Source organism: Micromonospora citrea, from assembly GCF_049629545.1.
Classification (GTDB): Bacteria; Actinomycetota; Actinomycetes; order Mycobacteriales; family Micromonosporaceae; genus Micromonospora; species Micromonospora citrea_A.
This window is the reverse complement of record NZ_JBNADX010000013.1, coordinates 35665-57460: the sequence shown is the minus strand read 5'-3', so window position 1 is coordinate 57460 and position 21796 is coordinate 35665. Positions and strand designations below refer to the sequence as shown.

Annotated in this window: 23 protein-coding genes, 1 tRNA gene and 3 pseudogenes; 14 read left to right on the top strand and 13 right to left on the bottom strand. The window is 72.0% G+C overall.

What is annotated here, in order from left to right; genetic code table 11:
- Positions 1 to 144 precede the first annotated feature (144 nt).
- Complete coding sequence (locus ACPFP2_RS15945) at positions 145 to 804, top strand: HNH endonuclease family protein (RefSeq protein ID WP_424089949.1); 660 nt, start codon at positions 145 to 147, stop codon at positions 802 to 804.
- Between the two features lie 64 nt (positions 805 to 868).
- Here ACPFP2_RS15945 and ACPFP2_RS15940 read toward each other — a convergent pair whose 3' ends face one another.
- The 4 genes from ACPFP2_RS15940 to ACPFP2_RS15925 all read right to left on the bottom strand — a co-directional run bounded on the left by ACPFP2_RS15940 (position 869) and on the right by ACPFP2_RS15925 (position 4218).
- On the bottom strand, positions 869 to 1765 hold the full coding sequence (locus tag ACPFP2_RS15940; RefSeq protein WP_424089948.1) for a sulfite exporter TauE/SafE family protein: 897 nt from the start codon (positions 1763 to 1765) through the stop codon (positions 869 to 871).
- A complete protein-coding gene (locus tag ACPFP2_RS15935) occupies positions 1762 to 2355 on the bottom strand; it encodes a rhodanese-like domain-containing protein (RefSeq protein ID WP_424089947.1) in 594 nt (197 codons plus the stop codon). The genes ACPFP2_RS15940 and ACPFP2_RS15935 overlap by 4 nt, the downstream gene beginning before the upstream one ends.
- A gap of 71 nt (positions 2356 to 2426) precedes the next feature.
- On the bottom strand, positions 2427 to 3821 hold the full coding sequence (locus tag ACPFP2_RS15930; RefSeq protein WP_424089946.1) for an MBL fold metallo-hydrolase: 1395 nt from the start codon (positions 3819 to 3821) through the stop codon (positions 2427 to 2429).
- Between the two features lie 127 nt (positions 3822 to 3948).
- Positions 3949 to 4218 carry a metal-sensitive transcriptional regulator gene (locus tag ACPFP2_RS15925; RefSeq protein ID WP_172892514.1) on the bottom strand — a complete coding sequence of 90 codons (270 nt, stop codon included), beginning with the start codon at positions 4216 to 4218 and terminating at the stop codon, positions 3949 to 3951.
- Positions 4219 to 4507: 289 nt separating this feature from the next.
- On the opposite strand from ACPFP2_RS15925, the gene ACPFP2_RS15920 reads away from it, so the two are divergent.
- From ACPFP2_RS15920 to ACPFP2_RS15895, 6 genes are all read left to right on the top strand, one after another.
- A complete protein-coding gene (locus ACPFP2_RS15920) occupies positions 4508 to 5887 on the top strand; it encodes an MBL fold metallo-hydrolase (protein WP_424089945.1) in 1380 nt (459 codons plus the stop codon).
- 62 nt (positions 5888 to 5949) lie between these two features.
- Entirely contained in the window at positions 5950 to 6927 is a 978-nt protein-coding gene (locus tag ACPFP2_RS15915) for a LacI family DNA-binding transcriptional regulator (protein WP_424089944.1), read from the top strand.
- Positions 6928 to 6971: 44 nt separating this feature from the next.
- The gene (locus ACPFP2_RS15910) at positions 6972 to 7619 is read left to right on the top strand and encodes a GNAT family N-acetyltransferase (protein ID WP_424089943.1); all 648 of its coding nucleotides are present in this window, start codon (positions 6972 to 6974) and stop codon (positions 7617 to 7619) included.
- Between the two features lie 211 nt (positions 7620 to 7830).
- Positions 7831 to 8223 carry an SCO5389 family protein gene (locus tag ACPFP2_RS15905; protein ID WP_424089942.1) on the top strand — a complete coding sequence of 131 codons (393 nt, stop codon included), beginning with the start codon at positions 7831 to 7833 and terminating at the stop codon, positions 8221 to 8223.
- A gap of 31 nt (positions 8224 to 8254) precedes the next feature.
- Entirely contained in the window at positions 8255 to 9313 is a 1059-nt protein-coding gene (locus tag ACPFP2_RS15900; RefSeq protein WP_424089941.1) for an LLM class flavin-dependent oxidoreductase, read from the top strand.
- 51 nt (positions 9314 to 9364) lie between these two features.
- Positions 9365 to 10333, top strand: a complete 969-nt coding sequence (locus ACPFP2_RS15895; RefSeq protein WP_424089940.1) for an ATP-binding protein — start codon at positions 9365 to 9367, stop codon at positions 10331 to 10333.
- Between the two features lie 61 nt (positions 10334 to 10394).
- On the opposite strand, the gene rpsN is transcribed toward ACPFP2_RS15895, so the two are convergent.
- From rpsN to rpmB, 3 genes are read right to left on the bottom strand one after another with little or no spacing between them, the layout of a single operon-like run.
- Positions 10395 to 10694, bottom strand: coding sequence for a 30S ribosomal protein S14 (rpsN, locus tag ACPFP2_RS15890; RefSeq protein ID WP_424089939.1), 300 nt, complete (start codon positions 10692 to 10694; stop codon positions 10395 to 10397).
- Complete coding sequence (gene rpmG / locus ACPFP2_RS15885; RefSeq protein ID WP_424089938.1) at positions 10694 to 10861, bottom strand: 50S ribosomal protein L33; 168 nt, start codon at positions 10859 to 10861, stop codon at positions 10694 to 10696. The genes rpsN and rpmG overlap by 1 nt, the downstream gene beginning before the upstream one ends.
- Positions 10861 to 11097, bottom strand: a complete 237-nt coding sequence (gene rpmB / locus ACPFP2_RS15880) for a 50S ribosomal protein L28 (RefSeq protein ID WP_424089937.1) — start codon at positions 11095 to 11097, stop codon at positions 10861 to 10863. The genes rpmG and rpmB overlap by 1 nt, the downstream gene beginning before the upstream one ends.
- A gap of 96 nt (positions 11098 to 11193) precedes the next feature.
- Here rpmB and ACPFP2_RS15875 point away from each other — a divergent pair, with 96 nt between their 5' ends.
- From ACPFP2_RS15875 to ACPFP2_RS15855, 5 genes are all read left to right on the top strand, one after another.
- Positions 11194 to 12474, top strand: coding sequence for a CobW family GTP-binding protein (locus ACPFP2_RS15875; RefSeq protein ID WP_424089936.1), 1281 nt, complete (start codon positions 11194 to 11196; stop codon positions 12472 to 12474).
- The gene (locus ACPFP2_RS15870) at positions 12471 to 12734 is read left to right on the top strand and encodes a type B 50S ribosomal protein L31 (RefSeq protein ID WP_424089935.1); all 264 of its coding nucleotides are present in this window, start codon (positions 12471 to 12473) and stop codon (positions 12732 to 12734) included. The genes ACPFP2_RS15875 and ACPFP2_RS15870 overlap by 4 nt, the downstream gene beginning before the upstream one ends.
- 368 nt (positions 12735 to 13102) lie before the next feature.
- Entirely contained in the window at positions 13103 to 14044 is a 942-nt protein-coding gene (locus ACPFP2_RS15865) for a permease (RefSeq protein WP_424090041.1), read from the top strand.
- Positions 14041 to 14781, top strand: coding sequence for a TIGR03943 family putative permease subunit (locus ACPFP2_RS15860; RefSeq protein ID WP_424089934.1), 741 nt, complete (start codon positions 14041 to 14043; stop codon positions 14779 to 14781). The genes ACPFP2_RS15865 and ACPFP2_RS15860 overlap by 4 nt, the downstream gene beginning before the upstream one ends.
- Positions 14782 to 14879: 98 nt before the next feature.
- Positions 14880 to 14953: transfer RNA gene (locus ACPFP2_RS15855), tRNA-Pro, on the top strand.
- An 84-nt stretch (positions 14954 to 15037) separates the two neighbouring features.
- On the opposite strand, the pseudogene ACPFP2_RS15850 reads toward ACPFP2_RS15855, so the two are convergent.
- Positions 15038 to 15610 (bottom strand): annotated as a pseudogene (locus tag ACPFP2_RS15850) (tyrosine-type recombinase/integrase); the annotation flags it as partial.
- A gap of 326 nt (positions 15611 to 15936) precedes the next feature.
- Here ACPFP2_RS15850 and ACPFP2_RS15845 point away from each other — a divergent pair.
- Complete coding sequence (locus tag ACPFP2_RS15845; RefSeq protein WP_424090040.1) at positions 15937 to 16491, top strand: cysteine hydrolase; 555 nt, start codon at positions 15937 to 15939, stop codon at positions 16489 to 16491.
- Between the two features lie 74 nt (positions 16492 to 16565).
- Here ACPFP2_RS15845 and ACPFP2_RS15840 read toward each other — a convergent pair whose 3' ends face one another.
- Positions 16566 to 17228 carry a hypothetical protein gene (locus ACPFP2_RS15840; protein WP_424089933.1) on the bottom strand — a complete coding sequence of 221 codons (663 nt, stop codon included), beginning with the start codon at positions 17226 to 17228 and terminating at the stop codon, positions 16566 to 16568.
- Positions 17229 to 17695: 467 nt separating this feature from the next.
- On the opposite strand from ACPFP2_RS15840, the pseudogene ACPFP2_RS15835 reads away from it, so the two are divergent.
- Positions 17696 to 17821 (top strand): annotated as a pseudogene (locus ACPFP2_RS15835) (site-specific integrase); the annotation flags it as partial.
- 34 nt (positions 17822 to 17855) lie between these two features.
- Here the strand turns inward: ACPFP2_RS15835 and ACPFP2_RS15830 are convergent.
- The 4 genes and pseudogenes from ACPFP2_RS15830 to ACPFP2_RS15815 form a co-directional block, all read right to left on the bottom strand.
- Entirely contained in the window at positions 17856 to 18797 is a 942-nt protein-coding gene (locus ACPFP2_RS15830) for an ABC transporter permease (protein ID WP_424089932.1), read from the bottom strand.
- On the bottom strand, positions 18794 to 19714 hold the full coding sequence (locus tag ACPFP2_RS15825; RefSeq protein ID WP_424089931.1) for an ABC transporter ATP-binding protein: 921 nt from the start codon (positions 19712 to 19714) through the stop codon (positions 18794 to 18796). Before ACPFP2_RS15825 ends, ACPFP2_RS15830 begins: the two co-directional genes overlap by 4 nt.
- Positions 19715 to 20301: 587 nt before the next feature.
- A complete protein-coding gene (locus tag ACPFP2_RS15820; protein ID WP_424089930.1) occupies positions 20302 to 20967 on the bottom strand; it encodes a Type 1 glutamine amidotransferase-like domain-containing protein in 666 nt (221 codons plus the stop codon).
- A 218-nt stretch (positions 20968 to 21185) separates the two neighbouring features.
- Positions 21186 to 21569, bottom strand: a pseudogene (locus ACPFP2_RS15815) (tyrosine-type recombinase/integrase); the annotation flags it as partial.
- Positions 21570 to 21796: the final 227 nt, after the last annotated feature.

Below are 21796 nucleotides of genomic sequence, written 5' to 3'. Positions count from 1 at the left end.
GCGGGCGGCCCGACCCCGCACGACACCTGTCATCGGATCGACGACGCTGCGTCGCCCGGTGTTCACAGAGTCGATCTGGCTATTCGCATCCATCTCTGTCCATATGTGAGCTGGCAACCACGCCCCCTCACCGGACGGAGCACCATGACCCGCACGCTGCGCACGGCGGCACTGACCCTCGCCGCCGCCCTGGCCGTCACCCTCGGCCTCGCCCACCCCGCCTCGGCCGCCGGCTACTCCGCCTCGCTCACCACCGCGGTCGCCGGCCTCCCGGTCACCACCGAGGTCCGCACCGGCTACAGCCGCGACCTCTTCCGGCACTGGATCGACGCCGACGGCGACGGCTGCCACACCCGCAACGAGGTGCTGCTCGCCGAGGCGGTCTCCGCCCCCACCGTCAGCGGCACCTGCACGCTCTCCGGCGGCCGCTGGTACTCCTACTACGACAACGCCTACTGGACCCTCACCGGCGACCTCGACATCGACCACATGGTGCCGCTCGCCGAGGCGTGGGACTCCGGCGCGCGCAACTGGACCAGCAGCCGCCGCCAGGCGTACGCCAACGACCTGGGCGACAGCCGTCCCCTGATCGCCGTGACGGACAACGTCAACCAGGCCAAGGGCGACCAGGACCCCGCCACCTGGCTGCCGCCGTACGCCTCGGCCCGCTGCCGCTACGTCAAGGAGTGGGTCGCCACCAAGATCCGCTGGCGGCTGACCGTCGACAACGCCGAGAAGAGCGCCCTGACCAGCTGGGCGAACAACTGCCCCAACGTCACCATCTCGGTCACCTACGCCTGGTGACCCACTGCGGACGCCGAAGGGGCGCCGGTGTCGCGCACCGGCGCCCCTTCGGGTCGTGGACGGCTCAGGCGGGCGGACCGCTGCCGGCCACCTGCTTCTCGCGTTCGGCGGCCGGGACCCTGCGGCCACGTCGGGTGGTGAGCGTGACCGACACCGCCACGGCGAGGCCGAGGGCGATCCAGAGCAGCGGGTTGGTCCGCAGCCCGTCGGGCAGTTGCTGGGCGAGGACGAAGACGCCCATCACCACCACGAACCAGCCGAACCCCTTGCGCAGCACGTCCTCCGGGATACGTCCGGCGAGGCGGCCACCGGCGAAACTGCCGACGACGGCGGCGGCGGTGACCGCGGCGGCCAGGCCCCAGTCGATGCTGACGCTGGAGAGGTAGCCGGCCAGGCCGGCGAAGGACTTCATCGCGATGACCACCAGCGAGGTGCCGACGGCGACGGGCATGGGCAGGCCGCCGAGCAGGGCCAGGGCGGGCACCACCAGGAAGCCGCCGCCGGCGCCGACCAGGCCGGTGACCAGACCGACCACGACGCCGTCGACGACCACCCGCAGCACGGGCAGCTCGTGCGGGACGGGCTTGCCGGTGCCGGCGCGCCGGCCGCGGATCATCGCGATCGCGGTGGCCAGCATCATCAGCGCGAAGCCGGTGAGCAGCACGCCGGCCGGGACGTACTCGGCGAGCCGACCGCCGGCGTACGCGCCGGTCATGCCGGCGACGCCGAAGATCAGCCCGGTACGCCAGCGCACCCGGTGCGCGCGGGCGTGCGGCAGCACCCCGACGGCGCTGGTGACGCCGACGACGAGCAGCGAGGTGGCGATGGCCTCCTTCGCGGGCAGGTCGGCGACGTAGACCAGCAGCGGCACGGCGAGGATGGATCCGCCACCGCCGAGCAGGCCGAGGCTGACCCCGATCAGGACGGCCAGCCCGACGGTCAGCGCCAGGCCGGCGGTCATGCCCGTGCCTTCGCTGCGGGTCCCTCACGGAGCTGGCCGACGACGGTGTCCAGGTCGCAGCTGGCGCCCCGGTTGTAGGGCAGCTTGCCGAGCATCATGCCCATCGCGCAGGTGTTGGTCAGGGCGGCGAAGGTCAGCCCGGCGCCGATGAAGCCGGCGACCCACTTCAGGCCGGGGACGAACACCGAGGCCAGGATGCTGACCAGGACGATCGAGCCGGCGACCAGGCGGACCTGCCGCTCCAGGTCCCAGCGCGGGGCGCCCTGCTTGATCGGCGCGTTCGCGGCCTGCCAGGCCATCATCCCGCCGTTGAGCACCTTGAGGTTGGGCAGCCCGACCCCGGCGAGCGTCTGCTCGGCCTGGCTGGCGCGGGCGCCGGAGCGGCAGATCAGCACCACGTCCTCGTCGAGGTGCCGGCGCAGCTCCTCGCGGTGCTCCTTGAGCAGGTCCAGCGGGACGTTGTAGGCGCCCGGGATGTGCGAGGTCTCGAACTCGGCCGGGGTGCGCACGTCGAGCAGGCGAGGGCCCCGGCCGGAGTCGATCAGCTCGCGGAGCTCGGCGGCGTTCAGGGTGGCGGGGTTGGTGCTCATGTCTCCTCTTTCGGTGTTCGGGGGGGCAGGGTGGGTCGGGGCGGCGCGGCACGCGCCGCCCCGAGCAGGGTTCAGTCGGTCAGGGCGACGCCGGCCGCGCCGGCCTGGTCGAACTTGTCGTCGATGACGACGACCTCACGGCCGGCGTTGGCCAGCAGCGACGCGGCGGCGGTGGCGCGGTAGCCGGAGCCGCAGTGCACCCAGACCGCGCCGTCGGGCACCTCGGCCAGGCGCTTGGGCAGGTCGGGCAGTGGCACGTGCACCGCGCCCTCGACGTGCCCGGCCTTCCACTCGTTGGTCATCCGCACGTCCAGCACGACCTGCGGGTCGGGCAGGCCGGCCGGGGTGTTCCCGGCGCGGGCGGCGGCCAGCGCGGGGAAGTCGGCCATCCGCAGCTCCCGCAGTTCCTCGGGCTTGCTCACCCACTGCTCGGGCTGGCCGGTGGCCTGCGCGGCGGGCCGGTCGATGCCGATGCGTACCAGCTCACGCTGGGCGTCGGCGACCTGCTCCGCCGTCTCGGCGAGCAGGGTGATCGGCACACCCCAGTCGATCAGCCAGCCGAGCCAGGTGGACATCGGCCCGTCCAGGCCTAGGCTGACCGTGCCGGCGAGGTGCGACGTGGCGTACGCCTTGCGGTGCCGCAGGTCCACCACCCACTGCCCGGCGGCGATCCGCTCGCGCAGCTCGGCGGCGTCGGCCCGGCTCACCGGGGTGAGGTCCACCGGCGCGGGGCCGGCGAAGTTCGCCACGCCCATGTGGGCGTAGTACGCCGGGTAGGCGTCCAGCCCGGCGAGGGTCTCGGTGACGAAGTCGTCCGCGGCCAGCCGCAGCACCGGGTTGGCCTGCTTCTCCCGGCCGATGGTCGACTCGGGCGCGTCGGCCTGGCTGGCCGAGCAGAAGCTGCCGAAGCCGTGGGTCGGCCAGACCTGCGCGCCGTCGGGGAGCAGGTCCGCCAGCCGCTTCGCCGAGGCGTACTGGTGGTGGGCCAGTTCGTGGGCGTGCTGCTGGCCGAGCAGGTCGGTACGGCCGGTCGTGCCGAACAGCAACGACCCGCCGGTGAACACGCCGACCGGCCGCCAGTCGCCGCCGTCGGCCTCGTCCAGCACGTACGACAGGTGGTGGAAGGTGTGCCCCGGCGTGCCGACCACGCGCAGCCGCAGGGTGTCCGAGACCGGCACCGTGTCGCCGTCGGAGACCGCGAGACGGTCGAAACCGACCTCGTCGGCCGCGGCGACCAGATAGTGGGCGCCGGTGATCCGGGCCAGTTCGAGCCCACCGGAGACGTAGTCGTTGTGGATGTGCGTCTCCACCACATGGGTGACCCGCACGCCCTTCTCCCCCGCCAGGTACATGACGCGGTCGATGTCGCGTTGCGGGTCGACGACGACCGCGACCTGCCCGTCGGTGGCCAGGTAGCTGCGGTCGCCGAGCGACGACGTCGTGATGACGGACACCTCAACTGCCACTGCGTTCTCCCTTCCTCGACCTGCATACCCCCGGGGGTATGCAGGAAAGAGACCTCCGCGCCCCGGTCGGGTGCGCTTACCCGCCCGCGACGCCGGTAGGCGGCACGGGCGGACCGTGTTCAGATGTTCAGGCCAGCGCCAGGAAGAGCTTCTCCAGCTCCTCCTCGGTCATCTCCGGCGTGTCGCCGTTCTCGCGCGCGGCGTTGCAGTGCCGCATCCCGGAAGCGATGATCTTGTAGCCGGCCCGGTCGATGGCCTTGGACACCGCGGCGAGCTGGGTCAGCGCCGCCCGGCAGTCCTCGCCGTTCTCCATCATCTCGATGACGGCGTTGAGCTGTCCACGGGCCCGCTTGAGCCGGGTCAGCGCCTCACCGGTCATCTCGGGTCGAAGCTTCACCACACACCTCCGTCAGGAACATACCCTGGGGGGTACTTCTGGCACCAGCGTATACCCCCACCGGTATCGTCAACCATCCCGTCCGACGGGGCATTCCCCGGCGGCGCACGCACATCGCCCGACAGAGGGGCGACGCCGGGCCACCCCGACCGAACGGTCGGACCGGAGCCTCGGCCTCCGAGCGGGCAGGGCCGAACGGCCCCCGACTGCGGGACGGATGACCCGGAATATACCCCCGGGGGTATGCGCTACGGTTGGTGTATCGCCCGGCATCACTAAGGAGCGCACCGTGCTGTTCACCCAGTACTACCTGGACTGCCTCTCCCAGGCGTCGTACCTGGTCGCGGACGAGACCACCAAGCGGGCCGTCCTGATCGACCCCCGTCGCGACATCGACGAGTACCTCGCCGACGCCCGCGCCCGTGGACTGACCATCGAGGGCGTCATCAACACCCACTTCCACGCCGACTTCCTCGCCGGCCACCTGGAGGTCGCCGCCGCCACCGGCGCCTGGATCGGCTACGGCCGGCGCGCCGAGACCGAGTACCCGATCCGCAAGCTCGCCGACGGCGAGCGGATCAGCCTCGGCGACGTCACCCTCCAGGTCATGGAGACCCCGGGCCACACCCCGGAGTCGATCAGCGTCCTGGTGTACGAGCACGCCGACGACGCCGTCGCCTACGGCGTGCTGACCGGCGACGCGCTGTTCATCGGCGACGTCGGCCGCCCCGACCTGCTCGCCTCCTTCGGCGTCACCGCCGGCGAACTCGGCGCGATGCTCTACGACAGCGTGCAGCGCAAGCTGATGGGCCTGCCCGACGAGGTGCGGGTCTTCCCCGCCCACGGCGCCGGCTCCGCCTGCGGCAAGAACCTCTCCACCGAGCGGCAGTCCACCATCGGCGAGCAGCGCCGCACCAACTACGCCTGCGCCCCGATGAGCGAGGCCGACTTCGTCGCCCTGGTCACCGGCGGTCAGCCCGCCGCACCGGGCTACTTCGCCTTCGACGCCGTGCTCAACCGCAAGGCCCGCGAACTGTTCGACCACACCCGGCCCGCCCGGCCGCTCGACGCCACCGCGTTCCTCGCCGCCCGCAGCGACGGCGCCGTCGTGCTCGACGCCCGCGACCCGCAGGAGTACGCCGCCGGCCACCTGCGCGGTGCGGTCAACATCCCCGCCGACGGCCGCTTCGCCGAGACCGCCGGCAGCGTCGTCGCCCCGGACCGCGCCATCCTGGTCGTCGCGCCACAGGACCGGGAGGAGGAGATCGTCGTACGGCTCGCCCGGATCGGTTTCGACCGGGTGGTCGGCTACCTCCGTGAGCCCGAGCAGGCGTTCCTGGAGATGATCGCCGAGCTGACCCCGGCCAGCCGGGTCACCGCGGCCCAGCTGCGCGCGGCCCTGGAGCGGCCGCAGCCGCCGGTCGTCCTCGACGTGCGCAACGTCGGCGAGCGGGAGCAGGGCGCCGTCGCGGGCTCCCTGCACATCCCGCTGGCCGAGCTGCCGCGCCGGCTCGACGAGGTGCCGGCGGACCGGCCGGTCGTGGTCCACTGCGCCGGCGGGTACCGCTCCTCCGTGGCGGCCAGCCTGCTGCGCGCCGCCGGCCGGCCGGACGTCTCCGACCTGCTCGGTGGCTACCAGGCATGGCAGGCCAGCCTCGCCGCGGCGTGAGGCGTCGAGGCGGGGGAGCGTCAGGGCGGCGCTCCCCCGCTCGGCGGTGCTACACAGGGCCGGTGAGACAACCGCGTACCCCGACCCTCGCCGACGTCGCCCGGGCCGCCGGGGTCTCCGTGGCCACCGCGTCCCGGGCGCTCAGCGGCCGGGGGCCCGTCTCGGCACCGGCGCGCGCCGACGTGCTGCGCGCCGCGCACGCCCTGTCGTACGCGCCGCACCCGCTGGCGGTGTCGCTGGCGCGCGGCGAGGGTCACCGGATCGTGGTTGGGATCGTCGCGCCCTCGGCCCGCATCCTCGCCGACCAGTACGCCACCCGCCTGGTCTTGGCGGCGTCGCGGGAGGCCGACCGGCACGACGTCGGGGTGTCGGCGCGCTGGCTGCGCCCCGGCGAGCACGCCGTCCTCGACGGGCTGGCCCGCGACCGCAGCGTGCGCGGCCTGCTGCTGGTCAACCACGACGAGGCGCTGGTGGCCGCGCTGCCGGCCGGGCTGCGCGGCCGGGTGACCGTGGTCGGGCCGGGCTTCGACCGGGTGCCCTCGCACGACGTCGACACCGCCGCCGCGACGGTCGCCGCCGTGCGGCACCTGACCGCCACCGGCCGGCGGCGGATCGCCATGCTCACCGGACCGGCCTGGGCGTCCAGCCTGCGCCGCCCGGTGGACGCCTACCGCGCCTGCGTACGCGAGCACGGGCTGCCCTGCCGCACGGCCGCCGGTGGGCTCACCGCCGCCGGCGGCGCCGCCGGCGTACGGCGGGTGCTGCGCCGCTGGCCGGACACGGACGCGGTCGTCGCCATCACCGACGCGGTGGCGATCGGGGCCCTGCGCGTCCTCGCCGACGAGGGGGTGCGGGTGCCCGACGACGTCGCCGTGACCGGTTTCGACGACATCCCCCTCGCGGCGCTGGGCCGGCCCGCGCTGACCACCGCCACCCACCCCGTCGAACGCATCGCCGCGGGCGCGGTGCGCACCCTGATGACCGGCGCCGACCGGCGGGTGCTGCACCGGTCCGTGCCGGTGCGCCGGGAGAGCGCCTGAGCGGGGCTTGCGGTGCAAGCGCTTCCACCCCGTACGGTCCCGGCATGGAGCGCTCATCGACGGCACCGGCCCCGGTCACCGCCATCCGCCGGTACCGGCCCGAGGACCACGACGCGGTGTACGACATCTGCGTCCGCACCGCCGACGCCGGCGGGGACGCCCGGGGCCGCTACGCCAGCGACGACCTGATGCCCGACCTCTTCGCCGGGCCGTACCTGCACCTGGAGCCGGAGCTGGCGTTCGTGCTCACCCATCACGGGCGGGTCGTCGGCTACGTCATCGGCACCGCCGACACGCCCGCCTTCGTGGCCGGGTACCGGCGGGAGTGGATCCCCCGGCTGGCCCACCGCTACCCGGCGCCGACCCGGCCGCCGGTCACGCCCGACGACGAGATGGTGGCCCTGCACCACCGGCCGGAGCGGATGCTGCTGCCCGAACTGGCGGCCTACCCGGCGCACCTGCACATCGACCTGCTCCCCGAGCAGCAGGGCCGGGGGCACGGCCGGCGGCTGGTCGAGACGTTCCTGCGCGCGGCCGCCGGGGCCGGGGCGGCCGGGCTGCACGTGGGGATGGTGACGGCGAACGTGCGGGCGCGCGGCTTCTACGACCGGCTGGGCTTCCACGAGATCACCGTGCCGGACCCCGGCCCGGTCACCTACCTCGGCCGCTCGACGGAGCTGCCGGGCCGGTAGCGCGGGGTCAGCGTCCCCCCACTCGGCCGGCGGGCGGCCGGCTCGTCGGCCGACCCGCGCCACCTGCCCCCCGGCCCCCGTCCGGACGGGTCCGGCCGGTGTGCCGGCGTTTCCCGGCCGCCGGTCGTTGACGACACCCTGCGTGACGTGATGTGCTCACTCCGCACCGCCTGATGGCAATGGTTGTCGTTTCGACTATGAGGAGGAGTGCATGTCGCTCACCGTCCCACCCGCCCTGCTGGACGCCGCCGAGTCCGGCCCCGTGGACGACGCCGAGTTCGTCGCCTGTGTCCGCGACTCCCTGCCGTACGCCTGGCAGCTGGTCACCCGGGTCGTCGACGACCTGCGGGCGTCCGAGGTGGACTTCGCCGACAACGTGGTCCCGCCGCCGAGCGAGTCGGAGCGGGGTCAGCTGCTGCGGGCGCTGGCCAGCGACGCCATCCGGGGCGCCCTGGAGCGGCACTTCGCGGTCAAGCTGGCGTTCCAGAACTGCCACCGGGTGGCCGCGTTCCGGCTGTCGGCGGTCGGCTCCGAGGCGTACCAGCGGTTCGTCTCGACCCGCGGGCAGCTGCTCAACCAGTCCCCCGAGCTGCGTGACTGCTGACGGCCGAGCGGCCCGGCGGGCGGGACGGCAGGTGCACGCCCACCTGTTCCTGCTCGCCGGGCAGCACCCCGGCACGACGCACGCCGAGGCGCTCGCCGACGCCCACCGTTACGCCCTGGCGGCCGAGGCCGCCGGCTGGGCCGGGGTCTGGCTGGCCGAGCACCACTTCGTCCCGTACGGCGTCATCCCCTCGGCGACCACCGTCGCCGCGCACCTGCTCGGCGCCACCCGGCGGATCACGGTCGGCACGGCGGCGTGCATCCTGTCCAACCGGCACCCGGTCGCCCTCGCCGAGGAGGCCGCCCTGCTCGACACGATCTCCGGCGGCCGGTTCCTGCTCGGGGTCGGCCGCGGCGGCCCCTGGGTCGACCTGGAGGTCTTCGGCACCGGCCTGGACCGCTACACCGACGGGTTCGCCGACGCGCTCGACGTGCTGGGCCGCTGGGTCTCCGGCGCGGCGGCGGTGGCCGGCAACCGGCGCTTCCCCTTCCGGGAGGTCACGGTCGTCCCCCGGCCGGCGCGGGCGCTGCCGGTGTGGGTCGCGGCCACCTCACCGTCGACCGTGGACCTCGCCGCCCGGCACGGTTTCCCGTTGCTGCTGGGCATGCACGCCGACCTGCCGGAGAAGGCCGAACTGCTCGACCGGTACGCGCGGGTGGCGGCCGGGCACGGCCACGATCCCGGCCGGGTCGGACACGCCAGCGCCCACCTGGCGCACCTGGCCGACAGCGACGAGGAGGCCGCCCGGGCCGTCCGCGCCGGCCTGCCGGGTCTGCTGGCCGGGGCCGCGCGCCACGTGCGCCTCGACGGCTCGCCGGGTGGCGGGCGCGACCCGCACCGCTACACCGACCACCTGATCGACATCCATCCGGTGGGCGCGCCCGCCCGCTGCCGGGCCGCCGTCGCCCGGGCCGCGACCCTGCCCGGCGTACGCCATCTGCTGTTCATGGTGGAGGCCGGCGGCGACCGGGACGCGGCCCTGCGCACCATCCGCCGCTTCCCGCGCGACGTGCTGGATCCGGTCCTGCCCGACGCCCGGACGGGCGACACGGCGGCGGGTTGCGCCTCGGGTCGCGGGGCGGCCCGCTAGAGTCGCGCTCATGGAAACGGTTTCCATTACTGAAGCGCGGGAGCGGGCACGATGAAGATCGCATTCGTCGGCAAGGGCGGCAGCGGCAAGACCACCCTGGCCGCACTCTTCGCCCGCCACCTCGTCACGGCCGGCCGCCCGCTGCTGGCCGTCGACGCCGACATCAACCAGCACCTGGCCGTCGCGCTCGGCGCGACGGCGGAGCAGGCCGTCCACCTGCCGCCCCTGGGCGAGGCGCTGCCCCGGATCAAGGAGTACCTGCGCGGAGACAACCCGCGCATCACCTCGGCGGCCACGATGGTCAAGACCACCCCGCCGGGGGCCGGCTCCCGGCTGCTGCGAGTGGCCGAGGAGAACCCGATCTGGGCGTCGCACGTACGCACGGTCGGCGGCGTCCGGCTCGCCGTCACCGGGGCGTTCACCGAGTCCGACCTCGGGGTCGCCTGCTACCACTCCAAGGTCGGCGCGGTGGAACTGCTCCTCAACCACCTGGTCGACCCACCCGGCGAGTACGTGGTGGTGGACATGACCGCCGGGGCCGACTCCTTCGCCTCCGGGCTGTTCACCCGCTTCGACCGCACGTTCCTGGTCTGCGAGCCGACCCTGCGCAGCGTCGGCGTCTACCGCCAGTACGCCGCCTACGCCCGCGACTACGGCGTCGCCCTGTCGGTCGTCGGCAACAAGGTCGAGGACGACTCCGACGTGGACTTCCTGCGCGAGCACGTCGGGGAGGACCTGCTCGCCTGCCTCGGCCGGTCGCCCTACGTACGCCGGGCCGAGCGCGGCGCGGTCGGCCCGCTGGACGAGTTGGAGCCGGCGAACCGCGCGGTGCTGGACCGGCTGGCCGAGGCGGCCGACGCCACCGTGCAGGACTGGACGACGTTCACCCGGCACGCCCACGAGTTCCACCGGCGCAACGCGGCGGCCTGGGCCAACGAGCGGGCCGGCGAGGATCTCACCACCCAGATCGACCCGGACTTCGTGATGGGCCCGACCGCGCTCTCCCCCGCCCCGGCCTGACCACCTCCGACGGTGACGGCCGGCGCGTGCCCGTGGGCACGCGCCGGCCGTCACCGTGAGGTCACCGGGACGCCTTGCGCACCCCCGGCAGTTCCCCGCGCAGGGCGAGTTCCCGCATCCGCACCCGGGACAGGCCGAAGCGGCGCAGCACGCCCCGCGGCCGACCGTCGACCTGGTCGCGTCGGCGCAGCCGGACCGGGCTGGAGTCGCGGGGCAGCCGGGCCAGCCGGCGTACCGCGTCGTCGCGCACCGCCGGGTCCGGGTGCCGTACCGCCCGCTTGCACTCGGCACGGCGCTCGGCGTACCGGTCGACGAGGTCCTCGCGCCGGGCCTGCCGCCCCCGCAGGGCCAGCCGCGCCATCAGCGCTGCTCGCGGAAGTCGACGTGCCGGCGGACGACCGGGTCGTACTTGCGCAGGACCAGGCGGTCCGGGTCGTTGCGGCGGTTCTTGCGGGTGACGTACGTGTAGCCGGTGCCGGCGGTGCTGCGGAGCCTGACCACCGGGCGGACGTCGGTCTGCCGGGCCATCAGAGCCGCACCCCCCGGGCACGCGCCCGCGCCACGACCCGCTCGATGCCGTCACGGTCGACGGTGCGCAGCGCGCGGGCGGTGAGGGTCAGGGTGACCCACCGACGCTCGGACGGCAGCCAGTAACGGTGCCGCTGGAGGTTCGGATTCCACCGGCGGCGGGTGCGCCGGTGCGAGTGGGACACGGCGTTGCCGAAGCTCGGCGCGGCGCCGGTGACGTCACAGCGTCTGGACAACAGGGACTCCTCGTCTCGACGGGCGGGGCTCTGCTCCCCCGCCCCGGGGCCACCCTATAATGACAATCGTTTTCAACCAGAGTCGAGAGGACCCCGATGCCGACATCCCCACTCGCTCCCGCCGACACCACCGCACCGCCCGCCGGGACCCGCCCCTCGCTGACCGTGCTCAGCGGCTTCTGGCCGGCCGCCACCTTCGCCGCCGCCCGAACCCTGCTCGCCGCCGACCCGACGCTGCTGCTGGTACGCCACGACATCAGCGGCGTACGGGCCGGCGCCGTGCGCCGGGTGGTCCGCAGCGGCGCCGGGCTGCTGGAGGACGAGCGGATCGACCTGGCGCACGGCTGCGTGTCCTGCACCCTGCGCGAGGACGTCCTGCCCACCCTGGCCCGGCTCGCCCGCGCCCACCCCGACCGGGACCTGCTGCTGATGCTGCCCGAGGTGGTCGAGCCGGAGGCGGTCGCCGCCGCCTGCGCGCACTGCCCGGTCGACGGCACCCCGCTGACCGACCTGCTGCGCATCGACTCGTACGTCACCGTCGTCGACGCCGAGCACCTGCTCGACGGCCTCGCCAGCACCGACGACCTGAAGACCCTCGGCATCCACGCCGCCGACGACGACCACCGCGCGCTCGCCGACGTCGTCGTCCGGCAGATCGAGTACGCCGACACCCTGGTGCTGTGGGGCGAGGCCGGCGACGGCGCGTACGACACCGGCCGGCTGGCGGTGCTGCTGCAGCGGCTGGCCCCCTGGGCCACGCTGGTCCGCGTCGAGGGTGACCTCGTCGACGCCGGGGACCTGTCCCGGCGACTGCGCGGCACCCGGCGGCACCGTCCGGAGACCCCCGGCGTCCTCGCCCGCGGCCTGGCGGGGTACGCGCTCGGCGCACACGAGCCGCACCCGGACTGCGGCGTGGTCTCGGTGGTGTTCCGCGCCCGCCGCCCGTTCCACCCCGGCAGGCTGCACGACGTGCTGGAGCACGTCCACGCCGACGTCGTCCGCTCCCGCGGGCACCTCTGGCTGGCCAGCCAGCCGGAGACCGTGGTGACCTGGGAGTTCGCCGGCGGCGGCCTGGGCATGGGGTCACCGGGCCGGTGGCTCGCCGCGCTCCCCGACGCCCACTGGGCCGACGTCTGCGACCAGCGCCGGCTCGCCGCCGCGCTGGACTGGGACCCCTACTACGGCGACCGGCACCAGCACCTGGCCTTCATCGGCCTGGACCTCGACCCGGCCGCGCTGCACCGCACCCTCGCCCGGTGCCTGCTCACCGACGCCGAACTCGCCGACGGCGAGGCCGCCTGGCGCGCCCTGCCCGACCCCTTCGCCGACTGCTTCCCCCTCACCGACAACCCCACCGAAGGAGACACCGCCCCGTGAAGCCCGGCATCCACCCCGAGTACCGGCCCGTCGTCTACCGCGACCGCGCCGCCGACTTCGCCTTCCTCACCCGCTCCACCGCCACCGGCGAGGAGACGGTCGAGTGGACCGACGGCAACACCTACCCCGTCATCGACGTGCAGATCTCCTCCGCCAGCCACCCCTTCTGGACCGGACGGCAGCGGCTGCTCGACACCGAGGGCCGGGTGGAGAAGTTCCGCGCGAAGTACGCCCGGCGCGGACCCCGACAGGCGCGATGACCGGCGCGGCGCGCCGGGCGGGCGGCCCCGGCGCGCCACCGGCGCACCTCTCGTGACAGGACGACGCCGCTCGATACACTGTGGCCCCGCACGACACCCGGCGACGCCGCGCAGGCGGGCCGACGACCCTGCGGGCCCGCACCGCCGTGGGTCCGGCGGCCCGGCGCGCCGCTCGGGAGAACGGAGACGACGTGGTCGCACCCGAGCGCACCGGCGCCGCCGACCCCGACACCGCCGCACCCCACGACGCCGGCGAACCCGGTGCCACCCGGGCCGAGGGCACCGCACCGGCCCTCGACGCCGGCCCGGCGTCGCCCGGGGGGACGGGCGACGCACCACCGGCGCAGGGTGGCAGGCTCACCGGCCGGATCGGCTCGGTCGAGGTGCTCGCCGCGCTGCTGATCCTGCTGATAGTCCTGCGCCAGCCCCTCGCCGGGCTGCTCTCCGCGCCCTCGCTCGCCACCTGGACCACCGTCTTCGTCTCGGTGATGGTGCAGGCCGTGCCGTTCCTGGTCTTCGGGGTGCTGCTCTCCGCGGCCATCGCGGTCTTCGTCCCCCGCTCCTTCTGGGCCCGCGCGCTGCCCCGCCATCCCGCCCTCGCCGTGCCGGTGGCCAGCGCCGCCGGGGTCGTGCTGCCCGGCTGCGAGTGCGGATCGGTGCCGATCGCCGGTTCGCTGATCCGCCGGGGCGTCACCCCGGCCGCTGCCCTGGCCTTCCTGCTCGCCGCCCCGGCGATCAACCCGATCGTGCTGACCGCCACCGCGGTGGCGTTCCCCGCCAACCCGGAGATGGTCGTCGGCCGGGCGGTGGCCAGCCTCGTCGTCGCCATGGTGATGGGCTGGCTGTGGCTGCGCCTCGGCCGGGCCGACTGGATCCGCCTGCCACGCCGGCCCGACCTCGACGACACCTCACGGGGGAAGGCGTTCTGGTCGGCGGTGCGACACGACGTCGTGCACGCCGGCGGGTTCCTCGTCATCGGGGCGATGGCCGCCGCCAGCATCAACGTCCTGGTACCGGAGCGCTGGTTGCAGGCGCTGGCCGACCAGCCTGTGCTCGCGATCCTGGCGCTGGCGGTGCTCGCGGTCCTGCTCTCCATCTGCTCGGAGGCGGACGCCTTCGTCGCCGCCTCGCTGTCACAGTTCTCGCTCACCGCCCGACTGACGTTCCTGGTGGTCGGGCCGATGGTCGACCTCAAGCTGATCGCCATGCAGACCGGGATCTTCGGACGCGGCTTCGCCGCCCGCTTCGCCCCCACCACGTTCGTCGTCGCGGTCGTCGTCGCCGCCGTCACCGGGATGGTGCTGCTGTGAACCGTCAGGCCCAGGCGTGCGTCCTGCTCCTGCTCGGCGGGGCCGTGCTACGCGCCAGCCTCACCGACCTCTACCTGCGCTACGTCAAACAGGAGCTGCGTCCCTTCCTGATCGCGGCCAGCCTGCTGCTGATCGCCGCCGCGGTGATGACCCTCTGGTACGAGCTGCGCCCCGCCCTGCGCCGGGCATCCCCGGCCGACGCGCCCCGAGGCGAGGAGCATCACGACGACCACGGGCACCACGAGCCACGGGTCGCCTGGCTGCTCATCCTGCCGGCGCTGGGACTGCTGCTGGTCGCCCCGCCGGCCCTCGGCGCGTACGCGGCCAACCAGTCCGGCACCTCGCTGGCCGCCGGGAAGCTGCCCGAGTACCCGCCGCTGCCCGAGGGCGACCCGGCCGTCGTCACCGTGTACGACTACGCCGTGCGGGCGGTGTTCGACAAGGGACAGTCGATCGGCGACCGGCGGGTCAAGGTCACCGGATTCACCGTGGCCGGCGGGGACGGGCGGCCCGTGCTGACCCGGATGCGACTGTCCTGCTGCGCCGCCGACGGCCTGCCCACCAAGGTCGCCCTGAGCGGCAACACGCCGGCCGGCCTCGCCGACGACACCTGGATCGAGGTGATCGGCCGCTACAGCAGCCAGCTCGGGCGGGACCCGGTCAACGACTTCGAGATCCCCTACCTGGAGGTGGAGAGCTGGCGGCAGGTGCCGGCGCCCCGCGACCCGTACGAGTGACCCCCCGTCGCCGCGACGCGGCGGGGGCCTGTGCGCGTGGAACGAAGATCCTGCGCTAAGCTGTACCGGCTGTCGCGGGGAGCACCGCGCGGGAGCATCGGGACGTGGCGCAGCTTGGTAGCGCACTTGACTGGGGGTCAAGGGGTCGTCGGTTCGAATCCGGCCGTCCCGACAGCACGACAAAAGGCCGCTAACCGGAGCATATGCCCTGGTCAGCGGCCTTTTGCTTGGGCTGAAACAGTCGGGAGTCGGCGCGCTAGACCGCGCGTAGCTGGGGACCATCTGGGGACCGGCGGGCCTTCAAGTGGGCGCTGAGCGCCGCCCCTGCGTCGGTGATCGACTGCCGGTCGGGGTGTAGGTACCGCTGGGTGGTGGTCAGCGAGCCGTGGCCGGCGATCTTCCGCAAGACGTGCACCGGCACGCCTGCGTCCGCCATCCACGTGAGGCCGGTGTGCCGTAGATCGTGCCGGCGTAGGTGCTCGTATCCCAGCTTGGTGACCACCTCATCCCAATGCGTCGCGTCGCGCAGCACGGCGGTGCTGATTCGGCCGCCGCGCGGCCCGGTGAACAGCCGACCCTCAGGCTTGGACGCGGCGTCCAGGCGCTGAGCCACGATCGGCCGCACCTCTTCGATCAACGGCACGGTTCGTGCCCGCTTCCCCTTGGTGCCCTTGTCGATGAGGCCACCGGGACCGGGCGTGGTCTGGCGGCGCACCGTCCATATCCAGGTTTGCCGGTCGATGTCCTCGGCCCGGACGCCGGAAACCTCACCGATCCGAGCCGCCGTACAGGCGGCAAAGATCACTACGTCGGCCCACCCGGCGAAGTACGGCGGTGTCCAACAGCGGCTTGTCCGCCGGCCGTCCGAGCGCGCCGAGGGCCGCGAGGAGGGCGGCGAGGGTGGCGTAGCGGGCACCCGCCGGGGCGTACTCGATGTCCTCGTCCTCTTCACCGGCGCGGTAGCGGGGTGCGGGGGGTCATGACAGCCTCCAGGGCCGGTTTTCGGGGGAGTCCGCTCCCGACTCACAGTTTCCCGCCTGCGGGAGCCGGGACAGCACCAGGCGATGCGCCGAGCAATTCTGCGGACGTGTGACCTGATGCCAGCCCTAGACCAAGCCATCGAAACCCTCCGTGATTCGGATCGAGGTTGAGTCAATGAAATCCGGCCGCCCGGTACTTGTCGTCACCGACATGCAAAACGGCTTCGTGCGAGAGCAATCAGCCCATATCGTTCCTATCGTTGTCGACTTGGTGCGCCGCTGGCAGGCGGCAGGCGGCGACACACTTTTCACCCGTTACGTGAACTACCCTGGCAGCCCTTTCGAGCGCTTCTTTGGCTGGCAGCGGCTTCAGTCTTCGCCCGACATCGATCTCGTGCGCGAGTTGCACCCATATCTGGACCAAGGCGTGGCCTTGGACAAGAGAATCTACAGCCCATTCACCCCGGAGGGAGTAGCCCTATTCAAACAGCGCGGATGGAAAGAGTTCTACTTCTGCGGTATTGCCACCGAAAGTTGCGTCCTGAAGGGGGCCGTGGACGCATTTGAGCACGACTTCACGCCGTGGCTGATCGCGGACGCGTCGGCGAGCCATGCCGGCACTGAGGCGCACGAGGCGGGACTACTGGTCGCGCGACGCTTCATCGGCCCCGGTCAGGTAATCCGTCTGGCGGATATCCCCGCTGCACTCATCGACCTGCCACCTAGATGACACTTGCGCGGCTCGCCAATGCAGCCACACAACCATCGAGGTGAGGCCGGCCGAGCCGACGTGCATACCACGGCTTAGTCGCGTACCCAGTTATAGACCACCAGCGCAACGCCCACAATGGTTAGCGCCAGAGAAATCCCCAATGGAATTGGGGCATACTTTCCGTCGATAAATATGTCACTCCATACCGAGAATCCCGTTCCAAGCAGCACACCGCCGATTGCACCGAGGTGCCTGCCCCTCTTTGAGGCGTAGCCTGTGCCTAGGAATTCTGCCGCACGCTCGATATGTCGCTGCGAGACGATGTCTGATCCATCGCGCTTATGGTTTTGCTTCGCGAGTTCCAGGATCGATTGCGCGTACATTTCCACGACATCCGTATAGGCGTCACCAGCTTGGGAGCTAAACCTCTCCTCGCTGGCTTCCAAGGAGCGGGTGAGAAGGCCTTGGATCGCGTCTCGCCGACCTTCTCGGCGGCGAACTGCGGCGCGAGCGGCGAGGAATGAAACAGCGATTATTGCGATGGCTAGAGCGCTGGCGGCGACGACGGCGATCGGGGTCCAGGAGAACTCGGGGGGCGGTTTTCCGTTTCCAGAAGACGCCTCTTCAGCAAAGAGCGTCGAGGCTATCGCCGAAACCAAACCCGCCACAGCCGCCAATGCAACAAGAGCGTTGGCTCCTCTTTCGAAAAGCCGGGAGGATTGCCGTTCGTGCTTCACCAGCACTCGCTCATTCACTCGTCCATTGTGCTATAACGCTGCGACGTGCGGAAGACGGCTCCACCACGGACCTTGGTCTTGCTGCACGCTCAGGGCAACGAGCGGGCGAGCCGGCCAGCCGATCACTTCTCATGGCAGGCTGATCCCGAAGGCCGCTATGTCGGGGACCATCGAGGGACCACACGTGGTGCGCGGTAGTAGACGGCATGCCGCCCGGCACGCGTCTTGCTGTTGCGCGTAGCGTGCGTGACCTGCGTGAACGTGTGACGGTTCGTCCTGGGGGTCAAGGGGTCGTCGGTTCGAATCCGGCCGTCCCGACTGGGTTTCACCAGCGGATATAGAAGATCATATGTGATCTTGCGGAAACGACCTCCCGCCTGACGCGAACGGGCGTCGCCGCCAGCACAAGCGGCAGGGGTTCCCCGACCAGGCCGCTGCGCTGAGGGCGGGAACAGGAAGCGCGTGCCACTTACGGCGGAGCCGATCTGGGTGCCGATGGCAGCGTCGCTGCCGAGCTGGAGAGCTGGCTCAACGAGCGCGAACTGGACGTCCAGGAGACGACGCTCAGCAACTACCGGGACCTCATCCGCTGCTACATGGTTCCGCACATCGGCGGACGGCAGCTTTACGCCCTCGACAAGCGGGTCATTCACGATCTCTACAAGAAGCTTGTGAAGAGTGGCGGCAAGAATGGTGGCCGCTGTCGCCGACCACCGTCCGCATCGTGCATCGGTGCTGATGAAGGAGCTGGCGTCCAGAGGCGTCGAACGCGCCGGACGGACCGTCGCTGCCGTAGTCGATCATGCCGCCCTTGACGACCAGGGTGTTGTCGCGCAACAGACCGCCGTCCGGCCCGCCCACCTGCAGGTGCGCGGACAACGGCTTCATGAGGGTGGGGTAGCGCCACTGGACGAGGTAGGTCAGACCGATGAAACCCGCGGAAACGCCGAACACGGCGGGGAGCGTGCGTTTGATCGCGGCGCCGAGTGCGACGCCGACAGCGAACCAGCAGATGCTGATCACGACCGGCAGCATCCCGGTGTTCAGGAACGGCACGTAGTCGAACAGGGTTCCCGGAGCGACCAGAGTCCTCATTCGCTCCAGGTGGTCGCTGACGCCGGCGACGGCCGCGGTCACAGCCGCCACGAACAGGCCGAGTAGGCCGAGCCTGGTCCACAGCCAGCGCGTCGGGGAGACGTCCTGGCTCCAGGCCAGCAGCAGGGTTCGCTGCTCGTGCTCCCTGGTCAGCACCGGGATGCCGATGAACAGGCCGATCAGCAGCGGCATGTACTGCACCACCCGCGACAGGGCACCCAAGGTCAGGACCAGGCTCGAGGACCCGGCGAGCCGCTCGCCCTGCGGGGAGTTCTCCGGGCAGTACGCGTTGCCGCACTGGCGCCACAGGTCCGTCAGTTCCATGGACAGGTAGGTCATCCAGCCCACCAGGACCGCGGCCAGGACGAGCATGCCGATCAGGGTCCAGCGGTGCTGACGCCAGGTCAGCCACAGCAGACCGCGGACGCCTTCGGCGGACCCGAGATCGTCCTGACGGTTCGTGGGGGCGGGCGCGTGGGTGACCGGGCTCATGCTGCTGTCTCCAGATCACGGTGTGCCTTGGACGATGCCTTGAGGTAGGTCAGGATCAGCTCGTCCAGGGTGATGGGCTGGGCGGTCCAACCGGGGGCGACGACGGCGTGCGCCATCGGTGGCGCTGGCTGCCGGAGGACGAACGTGGACTGGCGGTCGGTGTGCTGCGCCTGGACGATCGCGCCCGGGCCGGGTGGCTGGTCCGCGCGGGGTCCGGTCAGCCGCACGTGGCTGCCGAGCAGCTCCTCGACATCGCCGGTGAGCACGGGCCGGCCCGCGTCGAGCAGCAGCAGGTGGTCACCGACGCCGCTGAGCTCGGCGATGATGTGGGTCGACAGCATGATGGTCATGTCGCTGTCGGTGGCCTCTGCCATGAGCTCGCCGGTCACCTCAGTACGGGCCACCGGGTCCAGGTTCGCGAGGGGCTCGTCCAACAGCAGCACCGCCGGGCGGGAGCCCAGGGCGACCGCCAGCGCGACCTGCGCCCGCTGCCCGCCGGACAGCTTGCCGCAGCGGCGGTCCAGGGGGATGTCGAAGCGCTCAAGCCACGACAGCGCCCGCCGCTGGTCCCACACGTGGTTCATCGACCTCCCGAAGCGGAGCATGTCCGAGACACTGAAGTCCCGGTACAGCGGCTTGTCCTGGGCCAGGATCGCCACCCGGCTCCCGGCAGAACCACCCCCGTTGGTGGACCTGCCCTTCACCACCGGTCGGCCGTGGACCAGCAGCGAGCCGCAGGTGGCCGCCAACGTACCGGCGATGATGCTCATCAGCGTCGACTTGCCCGCGCCGTTCGCGCCGACCAGCGCGATGATGCGGCTGGCGGGCAGTTGGAAGCTGCACTCCCGTAGCGCCCAAACGGTGCCGTAGCGCCTGTCCACGTCGCAGGCTTCCAAGGCGATGGACTGCTCGCTCATGCGGCGCCTTCCTTCCTCTGGAACCCGGCGCCCGGCGTCGGTTCCGACTGCGTCCGGTCGCCGCCAGCCTGGGCCCTGCGCGCCGAGTTCTCCGCGATCACCGACGCGAGCAGCGCCTGGACGTCCTCGTCCTCCAGACCGGCCTCGCGGGCCTGGCCGAGCCAACCGGGCCAGGCTGCTGCCTAAGCGGGCCATGCACCAGTTAACCGACATGGCAAGGACGTACCCGAGCGGCTGGCGGCATCGAACGGCTCGCCCCATTGCCTACCCGGCGCGTCGCTGCATCGAGCGGCAATCCGCGGCTTCAGACGCTCTGTCCCGCACCCTGAACGGTCGCGCTACTGACTGATGCCGGAAGTCCAACCCGATGTGCAGGCACGACCGGTCGCGGGCCACGCAGTCATGAGGTCGGGCATGCACCCGGCGGGCGAATCAGTATGCGCTCGGGCGTGGCACCACGGTGCGGCCCTCGCCGCTCGACCGTACGACGCCCGCACATCGGCACGAGGGGGCGGCGCAGTCCGTCGGGCAACGGTGAGAGCCCGGCGCCCGGTCGGCGGCAGATCCGGATAGTCGCCCGGAGACAATCACCCGAACTTCGTCCATTGCCCTTCGGAGACCACCTCGACTGAGCCGTCGACGACCTTGATGGCCGTCTGTTCGTCGATGGCGTAGGCCGGAGCGCCGATGTCGGCGGCCCATCGCTCCGCGTCAGCCATGGTGTTTGTCGGGAAGAGGTTCAGGTGCGGGAAGATCGAGAAGTCGACGACTCCCAGGGTGCGGTCATCTGGCGCGGACGGCCACTCGACGAAGTAGTCCCCGATCCGGGGCGTCATCACCATACTTCCGGCGCTTACTCCCACCCAGACCTTGTCGGGCAGCGAAGGCAGCAGATCGGCCAGCCCGGACTCGCGCATCCAGTGGCACAGGTATGTCGCGTCGCCTCCGTCGACCAGGAGCACATCGGCCTTCCGGACCCAGGGGACCCATCGCTCCGCGCCGATGGTGGGCAGTGCGGTGAGCTCGAGGACACCGAGCGACGCCCAGCCCAGGCCGGACATGTACTGCCAGTCAGGCTTGGGCTCGGCGGCGACGAAGTCCCGTACCGATGTCGGACCGCACATCGGGTGACCCCACTGTGCTGTCGGGACGCAGAGGGCGTGGCACTCATCGATCGGCTTGCCGAGCAGCTGCACGAGCACCGAGTGGATGCTCGGGTTCGTGACTCCGCCGGACGTAAGCAAGAGCTTCACGAGGCCTCCGAATTCACGCGCAAAGGAGAATGTGCCTGATGACCTAGGGCCGCGCCGGCACTCATCGTAGTTTCGAACATCCACTTTCGGAGGTCCCTCAGTTGGCGGGGCGATCACCCTCCACCCGGTCCTACTTCGCCCAACACGTGCACCCGACCGAGGCGCGCGGGACGCGCATGTCACGGCGACCGCTCATCGGCAGAGCCCTGAGCGGCTGATCATGTTCCAGAGGCCATGTAGGCAGCGAGGATGTAGTTGGGGTGCCGGTCGAGGTTCTTACGGGCGCGGTCGTAGCGCATCGTGGTTCTCGGATCGGCATGGCGGGCGACGATCTGCACGTCACGCAGGCTGACGCCGGCGTCGAGCATGGTGGTCACGAACGTGTGCCGCAGCATATGTGGGTGCATCCTCGGCATCCGGATCCCCGCCGTGTGGGCCAGGTGCTTGAGCCGGCGGGTGGCGGCATGCCGGTCCATCCGAACACCGAGGGTATTGCGCGGGATCGGCCCGCTGGTGCGCTCGTCGACGGCCCGGTCGATGGCTCGGGCCACCGCGGGTGGCAGCGGGACGAGAACGACCTTGCCTCCCTTGCCGCGCACGCGTAGGACCCGTGCCCGTGCTCCTCACCCAGGTCGGCGATGTTCGACCCGCAGGCTTCGAAGATCCACAGCCCGAGCAGACCCAGGAGCGCGACCAGGGCGAAGTCGTTCGGGTTGGCCGACAGCCGGGCGGTAGTGATCAGCGCCTCGATCTGCAGGTGCCCCAGCCCAAGGGTCGGCGACTCGGACGGCACCGTGGGCCGACGGACGTAGTCGGCCGGCGAATGCTC